At 57.0% G+C, this 16,616-nt stretch carries 17 protein-coding genes; 1 reads left to right on the top strand and 16 read right to left on the bottom strand.

Annotated features, from left to right (window positions below; genetic code table 11):
* The 6 genes from H7B67_RS29515 to pth form a co-directional block, all read right to left on the bottom strand.
* Positions 1–1,402 (bottom strand): polysaccharide biosynthesis protein (locus H7B67_RS29515; protein ID WP_185123490.1); only part of this gene is annotated, 1,402 nt, incomplete at its 3' end.
* Positions 1,403–1,636: 234 nt separating this feature from the next.
* On the bottom strand, positions 1,637–2,179 hold the full coding sequence (spoVT, locus tag H7B67_RS29510) for a stage V sporulation protein T (RefSeq protein WP_185123489.1): 543 nt from the start codon (positions 2,177–2,179) through the stop codon (positions 1,637–1,639).
* Positions 2,180–2,702: 523 nt separating this feature from the next.
* Positions 2,703–3,779 carry a peptidylprolyl isomerase gene (locus H7B67_RS29505; protein ID WP_185123488.1) on the bottom strand — a complete coding sequence of 359 codons (1,077 nt, stop codon included), beginning with the start codon at positions 3,777–3,779 and terminating at the stop codon, positions 2,703–2,705.
* Positions 3,766–7,290, bottom strand: coding sequence for a transcription-repair coupling factor (gene mfd / locus H7B67_RS29500; RefSeq protein ID WP_185123487.1), 3,525 nt, complete (start codon positions 7,288–7,290; stop codon positions 3,766–3,768). The genes H7B67_RS29505 and mfd overlap by 14 nt, the downstream gene beginning before the upstream one ends.
* 205 nt (positions 7,291–7,495) lie before the next feature.
* Positions 7,496–7,726, bottom strand: a complete 231-nt coding sequence (gene fin, locus H7B67_RS29495; protein ID WP_185123486.1) for an anti-sigma-F factor Fin — start codon at positions 7,724–7,726, stop codon at positions 7,496–7,498.
* Between the two features lie 107 nt (positions 7,727–7,833).
* Positions 7,834–8,406, bottom strand: coding sequence for an aminoacyl-tRNA hydrolase (pth, locus tag H7B67_RS29490; protein WP_185123485.1), 573 nt, complete (start codon positions 8,404–8,406; stop codon positions 7,834–7,836).
* 143 nt (positions 8,407–8,549) lie between these two features.
* Between pth and H7B67_RS29485 the strand changes: the two genes are divergently transcribed.
* The gene (locus H7B67_RS29485) at positions 8,550–8,753 is read left to right on the top strand and encodes a hypothetical protein (protein ID WP_245364120.1); all 204 of its coding nucleotides are present in this window, start codon (positions 8,550–8,552) and stop codon (positions 8,751–8,753) included.
* A gap of 87 nt (positions 8,754–8,840) precedes the next feature.
* On the opposite strand, the gene H7B67_RS29480 is transcribed toward H7B67_RS29485, so the two are convergent.
* The 10 genes from H7B67_RS29480 to yabG all read right to left on the bottom strand — a co-directional run bounded on the left by H7B67_RS29480 (position 8,841) and on the right by yabG (position 16,548).
* A complete protein-coding gene (locus H7B67_RS29480; RefSeq protein ID WP_185123484.1) occupies positions 8,841–9,485 on the bottom strand; it encodes a 50S ribosomal protein L25 in 645 nt (214 codons plus the stop codon).
* A 65-nt stretch (positions 9,486–9,550) separates the two neighbouring features.
* Entirely contained in the window at positions 9,551–10,507 is a 957-nt protein-coding gene (locus tag H7B67_RS29475; RefSeq protein WP_185123483.1) for a ribose-phosphate diphosphokinase, read from the bottom strand.
* A gap of 49 nt (positions 10,508–10,556) precedes the next feature.
* Entirely contained in the window at positions 10,557–11,951 is a 1,395-nt protein-coding gene (gene glmU / locus H7B67_RS29470; RefSeq protein ID WP_185123482.1) for a bifunctional UDP-N-acetylglucosamine diphosphorylase/glucosamine-1-phosphate N-acetyltransferase GlmU, read from the bottom strand.
* Between the two features lie 188 nt (positions 11,952–12,139).
* On the bottom strand, positions 12,140–12,424 hold the full coding sequence (spoVG, locus tag H7B67_RS29465; protein ID WP_027092136.1) for a septation regulator SpoVG: 285 nt from the start codon (positions 12,422–12,424) through the stop codon (positions 12,140–12,142).
* A 118-nt stretch (positions 12,425–12,542) separates the two neighbouring features.
* Positions 12,543–12,935, bottom strand: coding sequence for a RidA family protein (locus H7B67_RS29460; protein ID WP_221468949.1), 393 nt, complete (start codon positions 12,933–12,935; stop codon positions 12,543–12,545).
* Positions 12,935–13,768 (bottom strand): pur operon repressor, encoded by an 834-nt coding sequence (gene purR, locus H7B67_RS29455; RefSeq protein ID WP_185123481.1) that lies wholly within the window; start codon positions 13,766–13,768, stop codon positions 12,935–12,937. Before purR ends, H7B67_RS29460 begins: the two co-directional genes overlap by 1 nt.
* 126 nt (positions 13,769–13,894) lie before the next feature.
* On the bottom strand, positions 13,895–14,749 hold the full coding sequence (gene ispE / locus H7B67_RS29450; RefSeq protein WP_185123494.1) for a 4-(cytidine 5'-diphospho)-2-C-methyl-D-erythritol kinase: 855 nt from the start codon (positions 14,747–14,749) through the stop codon (positions 13,895–13,897).
* Positions 14,750–14,931: 182 nt separating this feature from the next.
* Positions 14,932–15,111 (bottom strand): small, acid-soluble spore protein, alpha/beta type, encoded by a 180-nt coding sequence (locus H7B67_RS29445; protein ID WP_185123480.1) that lies wholly within the window; start codon positions 15,109–15,111, stop codon positions 14,932–14,934.
* A gap of 142 nt (positions 15,112–15,253) precedes the next feature.
* Positions 15,254–15,529: a biofilm formation stimulator Veg gene (veg, locus tag H7B67_RS29440; protein ID WP_185123479.1), complete on the bottom strand. Its 276-nt coding sequence runs from the start codon at positions 15,527–15,529 to the stop codon at positions 15,254–15,256.
* A gap of 149 nt (positions 15,530–15,678) precedes the next feature.
* A complete protein-coding gene (gene yabG / locus H7B67_RS29435) occupies positions 15,679–16,548 on the bottom strand; it encodes a sporulation peptidase YabG (protein ID WP_185123478.1) in 870 nt (289 codons plus the stop codon).
* Positions 16,549–16,616: the final 68 nt, after the last annotated feature.

The raw sequence follows: 16,616 nt of genomic DNA, 5'->3' as shown, positions 1-16,616 counted from the left end.
CGTCTAAGGCGGCGCGCGGCGGCAGGAGACGGCGCAGCGCGAGCGCGTTGAGCAGCGCGGCCGAGCCGTAGGCGGCAAGCGCGGCGACGGCTGCGCCGTCGATGCCGAAGCCGGGCGCGAGCAGCGCGTTGAGCGCCGCCTTGATCAGCGCGGCGACGGCGAGATGCACGGCGGGCGAACGAAGGTCGCCGAGCCCTTGCAGCAGCGAGGCGCCGATCGCCTGGAGCGTGCCGCCTAGCGCCGCGAAAGCCATGATCGCCATCGCCGTCGTGCCTCCCGCATCGGCGAACAACGCTATGTTGACCGGCCGGGCGAGCAGGGCGAGCCCAAGGGCGGCGGCGCCGCCGAACCACCAGCCGAGGCGAAGCGCGAATGCCGCCTGCCGCCGCTGGCCGCCCAGGTCCCCTCGCGTCCGAGCCGCCGTCAACGCAGGGACCAGGGCGCCGGAAGCGCCGCCCGCCGCCATGACGATGAGCTGCAGCAGCGCGATGCCGCGGTTGTACTCGCCGAAGGAGGCCATCGCCTCGGCCGCCGTGGAGCCGGCGCTCTGCAGAAGGCGCGGCAGCGTGAAGGCGTCGATCAGCCCGAAGAGAGGCGCGACGATCGAGCCGGCCGCGACCGGCAAGGCGACGGCAAGGATTCGGCGAAGCAAGGCTCCTCGGGATTCCCTCTCGGTCCTTGGCGGCGAGGAAGCGGCTGCCCCGGAGCGAGCCTCTGACGGAGCCCGAGGCCCTGAAGCCTTACGCTCCCGCCAGAGCATCGCGGCCATAACCGCCAGCCCGGCGGCTCCGCCGATCGCAAGCCCGCCGTGAACGGCGGCGGCCGTCGCTCCGGTCGACCATGCGTGATCGACCGCCAATAGCAAGGCGACCAGCATAAACGCGACGCGGGCCGTCTGCTCGGAGAGCTGGGACACGGCGGGGCCCAGCATCCGCATCCGGCCTTGGGAGTAGCCCCTAAGCGCGGCGGTCATCGGGGCGAACAGCAGCGCCAGCGAAGAGGTGCGAATCGCCTGAGCCGCCTCCTGGACGCCCATCCACTCCGCGAAGAGATCCGCCCCGAGCAGCAGAATCGCGAAGGCGATCAGACCGCTGGCGGTGAGAACGACCAAGGAGTAGCGGAGCACCCGCCGAATTCCGGCCTCGTCGCCATCCGCCGCCCGCTCCGCGACAAGCACGGATACCGCGATCGGAACGCCTGCCGACGCGAGCGTCATCCACATGACGGCGAGCGAATAGACGGCGCTGTAGAGACCGAACACCTCGTCGCCCGCCAGGTTCTGCAGCGGAATCTTCTGGAAGGTGCCGATCAGCTTCGAGAGCAGAGCGGCCCCTCCCAGGAGAGCCGCGCTCTGCCAAAGGGCAGAGCTCCCGCCTGCGGATTTTCCCCTATCCGTCTTCATGGAGCATTCCTTTCCTAGGTAGCGAACGCAAAGATTGGTTAACCATCCATGAAGCATTATAACACAAACCTCGGGAAGGCTCGTCCGACTCGCCGGTCCGAAGCGGCTTGCCCATGACGGTCCCCGCCCGCGCAGCCATAATGAAAAAGCTCCGCCGCCAAGTGAACGAACCACCTCCGGGAAGCTTTTATCGTTTATGGGGAATACTCGGATCTCAGGCGAGTTTTGTCCGTTCTATTGCTCCATCTGCTTGGCCAGGAAGCCGGCCGCCGTCTCGACCATCTTGCTCTCCAGCTCGCCCATCTTAACGTTATCGTCCTTGCTGATCAGAATGACCGTTCCGATCGGATCGCCGCCCGCCACGATCGGCGCCATCGCGAAGGAGCTGAACGTCTCCGCGTTGTCGCGAAGGATCTCGTAGCTGCCCGACTGCGATTCGACGATGATTTTGCGGTTGTCCATGCAATTCTCGAGCATGCTGCCGACCGGCTTGTCTATATACTCCTTCTTCGAAGCGCCCGCCACGGCGATGAAGGTATCCCGGTCCGAGATAATCGCAGTATGGCCCGTGCTCTCGTATAACGATTCGGCATACTCCTTGGCGAAGTCGCCCAGCTCTCCAATCGGCGAATACTTCTTGAGAATGACTTCCCCGTCCCGGTCCACGAAGATCTCGAGCGGATCCCCTTCGCGAATGCGGAGCGTGCGGCGAATTTCTTTTGGAATAACGACCCGACCGAGGTCATCAATGCGACGTACAATCCCGGTTGCTTTCATAGCTCGTGTTGCCCCACTTTCTTGGATGTGATTAACCCTGGAATCAGCCTGCCGCTTGCGGACGTTTACGAACGTTAGGCTTGTATGACGAACCGTTGACCATTGGTTAGAAAAGTGACCTTGAACTTGGGCATAGTATTCAACCCCTCCCAATTTCTTATGCGCTTGCCCACCGATGGAGATTAACGTCAAATAAGGCCGCCTAACGCCGGAACGGCGCCGGACAAAGGCTGCTCTTCCGGGTCCGATTCCATTATTTGTAGCACCTGCTTGCTGCATTGTCCTTCCGTAGGAGCCAAACTCTTACCTCGCTCTTTATTGAATTCGGAAGCCATTCCCAGTTTAAGGGGGCCGGGCCGAATCGTCTGAATTGTGCATTATCTATTACCCCCTTCCATATTGTGGCGAATCAGTCGACCGGTCTCCCTAGAGAAAAAAAAAGACACGCAGGCGTTTCCCTGCGTGTCTCCGATCGATCATCCGATTCCTCCTTTTATACGGAGGGGTTGCGCGACCTAGGCGATTATTGTCCTGCTGACGCCGACGGGCTGGCGGACGCTTCCGGGCTCGCCGGCGCCGATGCCGACGGGGATGCGGACGGCGAAGCGGAAGCCGTTGCGCTTGCCGAAGCCGAAGGGCTGGCGCTAGGCTTCGGCACGTCCATGCTCTTGATCAAGCCCGGCAGCTCGTCCGTCATGAACTTGTCGATGATCTCGCCGCTGAGCGTAGAGAGAATCGTCTGCTTGGACTCCTCCAGCGTGCTCGTGCCGCGGGCCTCGACCTTGATCACGTGGTAGCCGTATTCCGTCTCGACCGGATCGCCGATCTCGTTAAGAGGCTGCGTGTTCGCGGCATTCTTGAACTCCTCGACCCATTGGTCCGGGTTGGCCTTCTCATACAGACCGCCGTTCTCCGCGGTGGCGGTATCGTCGGTGTATTCCTTCGCGAGAGCGGTCCAATCGCCGCCGTCGACCAGCTTCTGCTTGACCTCTTGGGCCAGTTTAAGCGCGTCCGCCTTCTCGCGGGTCTTGCCTTCCTTATCCGTGAAGCCGATCAGGATGTGGCGAACGGTCGCGTATTTGAAAGAATCCTTATTCTCGTCGTAGTAGGTCGAGATCTGCTCGTCCGTTACCTTGAGATCGGCATCCTTCGACGCGATCGTCTGGGTCGTGATGAACGACTTCATCTGATCGTAGGTCAGGTCGCCTTCCTTCATGATGTCCTCGATCGACTTCTTCGTGTCCGCGTCCAACGCTTCGATCTGATCCTTGATCGTAGTGAAATTCGTGTTCGCTTCTTCCGTTCCTTGGGTCTTGGCTTCCTCCGTCGCGCGGGCGCTCAGGATCTTCATGCCGATATAGGAGCTAAGAACGCTCTCCTGAACGGAATCCTCGTCTATGATGCTCGCATAATAAGGATTCATTACCTTCATAAAGGTTTTGTATTGCTTGAATTCGCTTGCGGTTACTTGTCCGCCCTCGTATTCGCCAACGACCTTGTCTTCTTTCTTGCCGCAGGCGGCCGCCAAGCAGACGAGCAGTACGACAGCCAGCAGCGTAATCGCAAACCGGCTATACGAACTGCGCTTAGGGTGCGACATCCTGTAATTCCCCCTTAATTTTGGTCACTTCTTTGTATTGTACCAGAAACTCTTCGACAAATGCCAACATCGAATCTTCGTCCATTCCGCGGACGAACAGCTTCATGGTCGGCTGGGGGGACATCGCTTGCAGCTGCAGCTTGCCTTTGAGCTTCTGCTCAAGAGCCTTTAGCTTCGTCTCGTCCATATGCTCGCGGCGGCGGGCCTCGATCTTGATCAGAACCTCGTCGCCCCGCTTATTGATCGATTCGACTCCGTACTGACGACCGTACACCTTCAATCTCGCTACCGCCAGAAGATTCAGGACGGACTTCGGCGGATCGCCGAAGCGGTCGGTCAGCTCCTCGAAGATATCGTGAACGTCGTCCAGGGAAGCGGCCGCCGCCACTTTCTTGTAGATCTCGATTTTCTGAATGCTGTCGTAAATATATTCGGGCGGCAAGTATGCATCCACGCCGAGATCAAGCTGCGTGTTGACGGGAATGTCCGCCAGCTCTTGACTGCCGAACTGCTCCAGCTTGCGAGCTTGAATCTCCTCGGCCAGCATCTGAGAGTAGAGATCGAAGCCTACCGAAGCGATAAAGCCGTGCTGTTCTCCGCCGAGCAGGTTGCCTGCGCCGCGAATGGACAGGTCCCGCATCGCGATCTTGAAGCCCGACCCCAGCTCGGTGAATTCCTTGATCGACTGCAGGCGCTTCTCGGCGACTTCGTTCAGCACTTTATCCCGTTGATAGGTGAAGTAAGCATATGCGATCCGATTCGAACGCCCCACCCGTCCGCGCAGCTGATAGAGCTGGGATAAGCCCATCTTGTCCGCATCATGGACGAGCAGCGTGTTGACGTTCGGAATATCGACGCCTGTCTCGATGATGCTCGTGCTGACGAGAACGTCGAACTCGCCGTCCAGGAAGTCGAGGATCGTTCTCTCCAGCTCCTGCTCCGACATCTGGCCGTGCGCGACGGCGACGCGGGCGTCGGGAACGAGCGCGTTGATCTGCTCCGCCATCTGGTAAATGCCCTGCACCCTGTTGAAGAGGAAGTAAACCTGGCCGTCCCGGGCCAGCTCTCTCTCGATCGCCTCGCGGACGAGGGTCGGGCTGTACTCGACGACATAGGTCTGCACCGGGAACCGATTCTCCGGGGGAGTCTCGATGACGGATAAATCCCGCACGCCCAGCATCGACATATGCAGCGTTCTCGGAATCGGCGTCGCCGTCAGGGTCAGAACGTCGACGTTCGTCTTCAGCCGCTTCAGCTTCTCCTTATGGGAGACGCCGAACCGCTGCTCTTCGTCGACGATCAAGAGGCCCAAATCCTTGAACACGATATCCTGGGAGAGAAGCCGGTGGGTTCCGATGACGACGTCGACGGTCCCCGCCTTGACTCCCTTGATGGTCTCGTTCTGCTCCTTGCGCGACCGGAAGCGGCTCAGCACCCTTATCTGGAACGGATAGCCGGAGAACCGCTCGCGGAACGTCTCGTAGTGCTGCTGAGCCAAGATGGTCGTCGGCACCAGGATCGCCACCTGCTTGCCTTCGATCGCCGCCTTGAATGCCGCCCGTACCGCCACCTCGGTTTTCCCGTAACCGACATCCCCGCACAATAGACGGTCCATCGGCCGGGCAAGTTGCATGTCCTTCTTGATCTCTTCGATCGCGCGAAGCTGGTCCGGAGTCTCGTCGTACGGGAACATCGCTTCGAACTCTTGCTGATAGGCGGTATCCTCGCCGAACGCGAACCCCGTCGTCGCCTGCCTCTCCGCGTACAGCTTGATCAGATCGTCCGCGATATCCTTGACGGAGGAACGGGCTTTGGACTTCACCCGGTTCCATTCGGCGCCGCCGAGCTTGCTGACCTTCGGCTCCTTCTCGTCGGAACCGACGTACTTCTGAATGAGATCGAATTGCTCGACCGGAATGGAGAGACGGTCTCCCCCGGCATAAACGACATGCAAATAATCCTTATGGATTCCATTGATTTCGAGCGTGCCGATGCCCAGGTACTTGCCGATCCCGTGGTTCTGGTGAACGACATAGTCTCCGACCTTCAGCTCGGTATAGCTCTTGAGCCGCTCGGCATTGTCCATCCGGCGGTCTACGCGCCTGGCCTTGCGCTGCTTCTGGGTGAACATCTCGCCTTCGGTAATCACGATGAGCTTTACGGAAGACAACTCGAAGCCGCTCTGCAGGTTGCCCTCCGAAATCTCCGGAAGCTCGATATGGTAATCCTCGAGCACTCTTCGCATCCGGTCCGCCCGCTCCGCGTTGCCGGCCAGCATAACGATATGGCTGCCGCTCTTGCGCCAGCGCTCCATCTCCGTCTTTAGAACGTTCATCTGCCCGTGGAAGTTCTGCATCGAACGGCAAACGAAGTTCACGATATTCTGGGGCTGCGTATGAGGAATCTGGCGGACGAAGAGCGACAGGTAAACGATCTGGAACGCTTTCGGATACAAGCTCTGCTCCGCGTTCATGGCAAGGACGAAGCCGGGCAGCGACTTGCCTTGCTGAAGCAGATGGGTCGTCCATTCCATTTCGTCCCGCTCCAGCTGACGCGCGGTCTCGTTCAGGCGGTTCGGCTCATCCATCAGAAGCAGAGTGTCCTTCGGAACGTAATCCAGCAAAGTCTGTCTCTCTGGATAGAGCAAGGAGATATATTTATAGATTTCGGAGAAATACATATTTTGTCTCAAGAAATCGATTTCCCGGGCAATTTCGCCCTGCAGCTTCTCCTTGGCCTGGCGATCGGCCATCTTGGACAACTGGATGTCCAGAAGCTCGCTCGCATGCTGCGCCGCGTTGGCGAACCGCCGGGTGTCGGCGATGATCTCGCGGCATGGGCGCACCTGGAACGTATCGAGCTTGTCGATCGACCGTTGATCCGCCGGATCGAACGTCCGGATCGAATCGATCTCGTCGTCGAACCATTCGACCCGAACGGCCACGGGCGACGTCAGCGGGTAGAAGTCGGCGATTCCTCCCCGAACGCTCATATGCCCCTTCTGTTCGACGCGGTCGACTCTCTCGTAGCCGAGTCCGACCATTTTCTCGAGAAAATCGTTCATCGGCAAAGAGTCTCCGACCTTAAGCGAAATCATCGCTTGCGAGATCGTCAAGCGGTCGGGCTGGAAGCGCCGAACGCCGGAGAAGGGCACGACAACAACCCCGCGGAAGCCTCCCGCGAGTTGAATCAATACATCCATTCTTCTTGCCGAGGTCTCGGGACTGGAGATCGCCGTCTCGGCCGCAATCAGCTCGTTCGCCGGATAAATCAGAACCTCTTCCTCGGACAAGCATTCCTGAAGATCCTCCGCCATCTTCTGCGCGGAGAACATGTTATGCGTCACGACGAGCATCGGTCTCTGCAGCTCGCGATACATCGCGGCGATCATGACCTGCCGTGCGGAACCGGACAGTCCGGCGACAAGCTGCTCGCGCATGCCTCCTCGGACTCCCGACAGGACGGAGACCAGCTCGGGATCTGTGGCAAACGTATTTATAAGCGCCTTCATTACGTTTCCCCTTTCAATTTCTGGCACCAAGCAAAAACCGCCTTCGACGTCCATTGACGCCGATGAAGCTTGCGTCGGTTCGGCATCCGACCATCCAAATGATAGCTTCGTTCATAAAATTCCCAACCGCTTGCCGAGTGCAAACTTGCGCGGACATCCAAAAAGAAGCCCCGGCACATGCCAAGGCCTCGCTATCGTCGTTAGATCATTGGAGCGGATTCGATTGCAGGACCAGCTCCGGATGGCTCTCCAAGGTTTGACTGCAGTATTCGCAAATGACCTGTACAGTCGCGTCCCCGTTGGAATTATACGATATTATACGCTTTCGCTCTTCGGGGGTCAAGAAATGGAAGCCCAGTCTGTAGTCTTCTACTTGAATCGAATTCAAGCTTCCAAGCGGCATTCGGCAATGCCTGCATACGTAGTTTACAGCCATATATGTATGCCTCCTGAAGGTAGGGTATGCGGGCGGCGCCGCATTACCTTCAGTATGCCCGGTTCATTCCGATATTAAGCGCGGTTCGCCATGGACCGTTCCCGAATTCAATCTCCTTGCTTACCGTTGAACTTCGCCATCGATTGATCGAACGGGTGCGAGAGAGCGAACTCTATCGCATCGCACGCCTCCTCTATCATTCGACGAAGATCGGCCTGCTCCGCCTTCGCGAACGGCGCTAGAACGAAATCGACGACGGGCTGCCCGTTCTTCGGACGCGAGATTCCCATGCGCACTCGATTGAAGGTCTGGGTGCCGACGTGCTGGATGATGGATTTGATCCCGTTATGGCCCCCGGCGCTGCCCTGGTACCTCAGACGAATCCGTCCAAGGTCCGTATCCAGGTCGTCGTAAACGACGATCATGTCCTCCAGTTCGACTTTATAGAAATCCATAAAAGCCCGAACCGACTCTCCGGACAAGTTCATATACGTCATCGGCTTGATTAACGCAACCTTCCGGCCGTCGACGCGCGCCTCTCCGACCAACGCCTTGCACTTGCTTTGGCTAACCGCGGTTCCCCATCTTCTGGCCAGCTCGTCGATAACCATGAAGCCGGCATTGTGCCTCGTAGCTTCATAAGCGGATCCGGGATTGCCTAATCCCACTATCCATTTCATGCGAATATTCCCCCGCTCTTCCCGAATAGAATTTCATCGTTGTGCTTCTAAGCCCAAGAAAAAAATAGGGCCCGTTGCAACGAATCGTCACTCTGCCGTGTCATTAGAAGTACAACCATTTTTCCGATCGAAAGAGGGTATCGATGATGTACTTGAACGGACAAATGATATTCGATGATTGTCATTTCTTGGACCACATGGCCGCGGATGTCCCCATTCAGATCTACCGGGGCACCATCCATAAGGACATCGGCTTCATCGAATATTATGGCAAAGAATTCGTCAAGGTCAACAGCATCTTGTACAGCCGCAAGCAATTTACCTTCATCTCTCGACCCGGATACTGACGCATAAAAAAATAAAGAGTGCGGAACGATCGAATCGTCCGCACTCCTTCTGGACAACGCGCAGCCGCGCGAAACGCCGGGGTTGGCTTAATCCTTCTCGACGGCCAGCGCGGCGCGCTCGTGGTTCTCGTTCTCCTCCGCCGCATCGTCCATCGCTTCAAGCTCATCCTCGCTGCGTTCCTTCTGAGGCGCGAGCACGGCGACGACGACCGATTCGGGCTCCATGGCCGCGCTGACTCCGGCGGGAAGCTTGAGATCTCCGACCGTAATATGGTCTCCGATTCCGAGCGAGCCGATATCGACCGGAATCGAGGACGGAAGATCCTTCGCGACGCATTCCACTTCCAGCTCATGCAGGATGGCTTGAAGCATGCCGCCTTCCTTCTCCCCGGGGCTTACTCCTTGGAAATCCAATCGAACGAACGATTGAATAGACTCGTTTAAGTTAACATGACGGAAGTCCACGTGAAGGACTTGTCCGCTGATGGGATCCCGTTGAAGATCGGACAGCAGGACCGAGCGGCTGCCTTGTTCCGGAACTTCGAGTTCCAGAATGCTTCTCGCATTCCCTCTAAGCAGAGCCCCGAGCTCCTTGGCATCCAGCGCGATAGCGGAGCCTGTCCCCAATTCCTTGCCATAAACAACGCCCGGAACCTTCCCTTGCTTCCGCAGCTGACGCAAGGCGCTCTTCGTGGATGGCTGGCGTGCTTCGGCATGTAACGCTGTACTCATAAGGTTATCCCTCCAGACGGTGATATACCTATTAGTACCCGTTACCGACCAAGCCTAAACATCCTTTATACGTGCGGCTCGAACAGCTTGCTGATCGACTGCTGCTCGTGAATGCGGACAATCGCTTCCGCGATAAGCGGAGCTACCGACAGCACGCGCAGCTTCGTCGAAGCGGAAGGATCCCTGAGAGGAATGGTATCCGTTACGACAACCTCGCTGATCGGAGCGGCCTCCAGACGCTCGAGGGCTTTGCCCGACAGCACCGGGTGCGTACAGCAGCAATAGATCTCGCGAGCTCCGGCTTTCTTAAGGGCCTCGGCCGCCAGGCTGATCGTGCCCGCGGTGTCGATAATGTCGTCGATGAGAATCGCCGTGCGTCCGGAAACGTCGCCGATGATGTTCATGACCTCGACGACGTTCGGCTCCGGACGGCGCTTGTCGATGATAGCCAGCGGCGCTTGAAGCTCGTCGGCCAGTCGGCGGGCGCGAACGACTCCGCCGTGGTCGGGAGAGACGACGACCGGAGCAAGCAAGCCCTTGCTCTGGAAGTAATCGCCCAGAATCGGAACTCCCAAGAGATGATCGACGGGGATATCGAAGAAGCCTTGGATCTGCATGGCGTGCAGGTCCATCGCGATCACGCGGTGGGCTCCCGCCGTCTCGATCAGGTTGGCGACAAGCTTCGCCGTGATCGGGTCGCGAGAACGGGCTTTGCGATCCTGCCGAGCGTAGCCATAGTAGGGAACGACGACATTGATGGTCTTGGCCGAGGCTCTCTTCAAAGCGTCCACCATAACGAGAAGCTCCATCAGATGCTCGTTGACCGGCTGCGAGGTAGACTGCACGACATAGACGTCGCAGCCGCGTACGCTCTCGTTTAGGCGAATATGGATTTCGCCGTCGCTGAATCTTCTCATCTCCGCATCGCCGAGAGCAATTCCAATGTTGCGCGCGATCGCTTCAGCTAGTCTTGGATTGGAACTGCCTGCGAACAGCTTGAGAGTTGAATCTGGGTAAGACATGACGCACCGCCTTAATTACTTTTATAGGATTATTTACGATAGAGAGAAATTATTGTTTCTTTTCTTTCTGGGCGCGCGCTCTGGCGCGAAGCTTCTCGGCATAGCCAGGCTTGTTTACCTGACGCTCGCGGGCGATGGCGACATCGTTAGCTCCGACATTCTGCGTAATGGTAGAGCCCGCGACGACATAAGCGCTTTCGCCGACGGAGACGGGAGCGATCAGATTGACGTTGCTGCCGACAAAAGCGTTGTCGCCGATCTCTGTTCTCGATTTATTATAACCATCGTAGTTGGCGGTAATCGCCCCGCATCCGATGTTGACGTTCGCGCCGACGCTTGCGTCTCCGACGTAGCTAAGATGCGGGATCTTGCTGCCTTCTCCGATGACGGAATTCTTCACTTCGACGAAATCCCCGATCTTCACTTGGTTGGCGAGCTTGGTCCCCGGGCGCAAGTAAGCGAACGGTCCGACCGAGCAGCCTTCTCCGATCTCCGCTTCATCGGTTACCGATTGCCGGATGACGGAGCCGTCTCCGACCGCGGTGTCCTTCAATTCCGCGGAAGGTCCGATGACGCAGTCCGAGCCGATGACCGTCCGTCCCTTCAGCACGGTTCCCGGATAAATGACGGTATCCGAACCGATGGTTACCTCCGACTCGATATACGTATTCTCCGGATCGATCAGGGTAACTCCGTTCGTCTGATGGGCCCTGGCGATCCGGCGGCGCATGAGGCGCTCCGCTTGCCCGAGAGCGATTCTATCGTTCACGCCGATTGCTTCGGCCGGATCCTCCGACTTATAGGCGGAGATCCGATTGCCTTGCCTCTGCAGAATGCCGATCACGTCGGTCAGGTAGTATTCGCCCTGCGCGTTCTGGTTCGTCACCTGGGAGAGCGCGTCGAACAGCTTGCGGTTGTCGAAGCAGTAGGTACCGGTATTAATCTCCCGAATAGCCGCTTGCTCCGGCGAGCAATCCTTCTGCTCGACGATGCTATGAACTTCTCCGGATTCTCCCCGGATAATCCGGCCGTAGCCGGTCGGCTCTTCCAGTTCCGCCGTCAGAATCGTTGCCGCGGAGCCTTCTTTCTCATGAAGGGCGATGAGCGCTTCGAGAGTTTCCGCCGTGACGAGCGGAGTGTCTCCGCAGACGACGATGGCAACGCCGTCGAGATCGCCCAATTGGGATTTGGTCTGCAGCACCGCATGTCCGGTTCCCAGCTGCTCGGCTTGCAGAGCGTATTCGGCGGAGTCTCCGAGATGCGCCATGACCGCCTCGGCCCCATGTCCGACGACGACGACGGCCCGCTCGCAGGACGCCTTCTTCACCGCTTCCACTACATGGCTCACCATCGGTTTGCCGCATACGGGGTGGAGCACTTTATATAGTTTGGATTTCATTCGTTTGCCTTGTCCGGCCGCTAATACGATAGCCAATCTTCTCAAGCAACGAGACCTCCTTTTTCCTTCTTCCAGCCGGCGTCCGCGCAACAACGTCCGGGATTCGCCGTCGGCATTTCTGCTTATCTCTTCACAATCTCTAAAGTTTAGCTTATTCTAACGCAAATGAAAAGAGAGCCCATGTAGAGCTCTCTCTTAAGAAATTCTCATATCCATTCTCTGTATGATTCCTGTTAAGCGCCTTCGACCAATACTTCTTCGTCTTGAGCAGCCCGTTCGTACTCCGCCAGAACGGCGGATTGGATTTTCTCGCGTGTGCCGGAGGAAATGGGGTGAGCAATGTCACGGAACTCACCGTCCGGTGTCCGCTTGCTCGGCATTGCCACGAACATCCCATTGTTGCCGTCGATCACTCGGATATCATGAACGACGAACTCATTGTCAATGGTAATGGAAGCAATAGCCTTCATGCGCCCCTCGGAATTAACGCGGCGGAGCCTCACATCTGTAATTTGCACTTGTGTTCACCACCTTTGCCCCTTCGGAAGACTTGGTGTAATATTCCACATTACCGTGCAAATTCCTTCTTTTTATTGGAAAATTAATGGTCGAATTTGAAATTATTTTTTGTTAGGTTTACCCTTCGACAGGGATTGTCGAAATAACCTCGATTTCGACAAGAACATCCCTCGGAAGCCGCGCCACTTCTACGGTTGAGCGTGCGGGAGTATGCTCCGAAAAATAGGTGGCGTAGACCGAATTGAACGTCGCGAATTGGTTCATGTCCTTCAGGAATACGGTCGTTTTGATGACGTTCTTGAAGTCCGCTCCGACGCTCGCGAGGACGGCTTTAAGATTCGAGAGCACCTGACGGGTTTGCTCCTCGATTCCGCCTTCTACGAGAACTCCGTCCGGCGTCAGCGGAATCTGTCCCGAAGTGAACAGAAGATCGCCGTAACGCACGGCCTGGGCGTAAGGGCCGATCGCGGCCGGAGCCGCATCCGTAGAGATCGTTCCAAAGATAGTCATTATTGTTCCTCCTTAAAGAAATTCCCGGGTTGAACCGTAATATGGCGAGTCTTCAAATCTACCTCCGTCAGCCGAGCAAGCGAGACATAATCGTGAAGCAGCCTCTCTTCGTTATCGATCTCCCCGGATTCCACGAATACGCCGACTCCGGCGACGACCGCCCTGAACTCGTGCAGCAGGTCGATCATCCCTTGAATGGTTCCGCCCGCCTTCATGAAGTCGTCGATGATGAGCACTCGGGATTGCTCCCGAAGCCCGCGACGGGCAAGAGACATCGTCTGAATCCGTTTGGTCGAGCCGGAGACGTAATTGATGCTGACGACCGAGCCTTCGGTAACCTTGTGATCCCGTCTGACGATCACGACCGGAACGTTCAAGAACAAGGACGTCGCGTAAGCGAGCGGAATCCCCTTCGTCTCGACGGTCATGATGGCGTCGATCTCGCGATCGGCGAACGCGGTGGCGAACATCTGGCCGGCTTCTTGAAGCAGAGCCGGCTGTCCGAGCAAGTCGGTCATGTATAGATAGCCGCCAGGCAGCAGCCGATCCGGCTGCTCCAGCTGACGGCACATTTCCTTGATTTTCTCCAAGGCCATCGCCTTGTCGCATCGGGGGATGAAGCGAACCCCGCCCGCCGCTCCCGCCAGCGTATGCAAATCCCCGATCCCTTCGCCTTCGAAAACTTCCTTGATGATGGCCAGATCCTCGCTGATGGAAGACTTGGCCGATTGGTAGCGATCGGCGAAGGCTGTCAGAGATATTAACGTATGGGGACGGGCTAATAAGTATTGAGTCATCTCCACAAGCCGCGCGCTGCGTTTCAACTTTTTCACAATTCCTCTCTCCCGTCCCAAAACCGAATAATTTACCGCAATCATAACATCTTTATCCGGTTTTGAGCAAGACTTCACTAAACATCATGATAACATACCTAACATCAAATGGCTAAGCAAGAACTTTTACGTAAGCATCCGGACGACGTAGACTTCTTTGCAGAAGCCGCGAAGCCCGTTGTAGATTCTCGCCACCTTGGATTCCTTCGATACCAACCCGAATACGGTCGGTCCGCTTCCGGACATGAGCACGCCGTCGGCTCCGAGCCTCGTCATGACTTCCTTGATCTGGCGAACCTCCGGATACTTGGGCAAAGTAACCGATTCCAATACGTTGCCCAATCCCGCGCACACGTCATGGAAGGACTGACGCTTGATCGCGTCGATCATTCCCGGAATGGATGGATGGTCCTGGATCTCGTTCGCTCGAAGCTTGCCGTATACGTCCGCCGTCGAGACGTTGATCGGAGGCTTGGCGAGCACAACCCAGCATTGCGGGGGGCTCTCGATCGATTCGAGCTTCTCGCCTCTCCCTCTCGCCACCGCCGTGCCTCCGCGGATGCAGAACGGGACGTCGGAGCCCAGCTCGGCGCCGAGAGCTTCCAATTCCGTCATCGACAGACCGAGCTCCCACAATCTATTCAGCCCTCTTAACGCCGCCGCCGCATCGCTGCTGCCGCCGGCGAGACCGGCCGCCACCGGAATCTGCTTGTCCAGATGGATATATACGCCGCGCCGAACGCCGTAACGATCCTTGATCAGGCGGGCAGCCTGGAAAGCGAGATTCTTCTCGTCGAGCGGGATGAACCCTGCATGGCTGGAGAGCACGATCTGATCGCGTGGAAGCTCGTACATCTCGAGCCGGTCCGCAAGGTCTACCATCGTCATGATCATCTCGACTTCATGGTATCCGTCTTCTCTTTTCCGAAGCACGTTCAGCAGCAGATTTATTTTGGCCGGGGCCTTCTCGTATACTTTCATCATCATCATCATCACCTGTCGGGCAATCCAATCTTCGTCTCAAGCCAAAAGCTTTACATATTATAACAAACCCCCGGGAGAAATGCGATTTCGGCCATTAGGCCTACGAAATACAACAAAGCGGCACCCTTCCCATCAGAAGGGAGCCGCTGCTATCTGCTATTCCATCTTCAGCCGATTGATCATTGCTTGCGGGAAGCAGCCTGCTCGGCAATCTGAATCGCTCTTTTGACCATATTCCCGGCATCCTTGGCGCGTATGCCTCCCCAGCCTTCGTTCTGAACGGTATTGTAGAAGCCGAGATCCTTCGCAAGCTCCGCTTTGAATTCCTCGGACATGGTGCTTCTCCTTCTCCGGCTCATGGGTACCGCCCCTTTCGCTTTTAACGAGTGTGGGTCGCCGTAACGGCTCCTAACCGATAGTCTTCCCTCGCCGATCGGGGCTCATTCAACAAAATAAAGCAGCCTACGCTCGAAAGCGCGGCTGCCCATCAACCGAATCTTGTCAGTGCGACATGAAATTGATCCTTACCTGACCCTCTTCATTGCAAACCATCACTTCAACGGATTCGGTCAGAATATCTGCATAGCTGTACGAAACCCGCTTAAACGCATTTTGTTCCTGATCCAGCTTGACGATAAAAACCGAAGGGTATATCTCTTCCAGCACGCCGGTACGTTCTACGGTCTTGCGGCGGCCACCATTGGCGCGGAGCATGATTTTGGAACCGACGTGCGGCTCCAAGCTTCGCTTGATCTCGATAAGCGCGTTCTTAGCCATGATCCACTACCACCTCTTTCCCTGTAAATTATAACAAGAAAAGAGGGCTCGTGTCAAACGATCAAATATTATAAGGCCGAGAGCAAATGTTGTCAACGGTGATTTTCTTTCATTTACGCCCAAAATCCCAAAATAGGACGTAAAGCTTATTACCCTACGTCCACGTTGGAGGTCAATGATTTCAGATTGGGCACCCCGATCCGATATCGGCCCATCGTCTCGATCCCGCCGACTCCCTGCATGCCGCTTATGGTGTGGGCGATGACATCCTCGATGTTGATCGTCTCCCGGAAGGGAGTGAACGCGGCGCGCACGGCGACGTATACCGGATCCAAGGCGTGAATCATGATTCGGCCCGGAGAGCTCGCGAAGTTGGCGCCGGCTCCGAGCAGCGCCTCGAAGTGTGACTGGCAAGCGCCGGCCACCACGACCAAGGAATCTTTATGCTTCTCGTATTCCCGGGCGACATGAACGGAATGGAGGAAGTTGACCGAATTTTTATAGCTGGTGAGCTTATGCCAATCCTCTCGTTGCTTAAGCACGCCGTCGTGGCCGGTGACGACGACGATGTCGGGACGCACCTTGGGAAGCAGCCTCATCAGCACCTGCGGCATCTGGGATTCATGGCAATGAGCCCCCTCCGCCGGCACCCGAAGCTGATGATAGACGGCAAGACTTTTCTGTAAATAATTCGGGTCTCCATCCAGATGGAGAACCTTGCCTGGCATCTCGAAATAAGGGCGTCTGTCCGTGTTCAAAAAGTGCGGCAGCTGCGATAGGCCGATGTTCGCCCGTTCTTCCCTCATTCGCTTCAAGGACTCGGTCGCTTGGATGCGCGCCCGCTTGGTCCCTCCGAGCTCGTCCGGGTTCCGCACCGATTGGAGATCGTCGATGGGCGAATCGGCCAGCAGCCGGTAATCCGTTCCGCGCAGCACCGCCATCTTATCGAATACGGCATCAATACGGAACAACATATCGCCGCCATAGGATTTGCGGACAACCAGTTCCCCCTGCTTCATGGGCAAATCACCTCTAAGCCTATCGTATGGAAGCGATAGGCACATGGTGCAAGGTTATCCGAATCCGG

Source organism: Cohnella thailandensis, from assembly GCF_014212135.1.
In the GTDB taxonomy this organism is placed as follows: Bacteria; Bacillota; Bacilli; order Paenibacillales; family Paenibacillaceae; genus Cohnella; species Cohnella thailandensis.
Note: the sequence above shows the minus strand (reverse complement) of the source record. Positions and strands in the feature narration are given on the sequence as shown.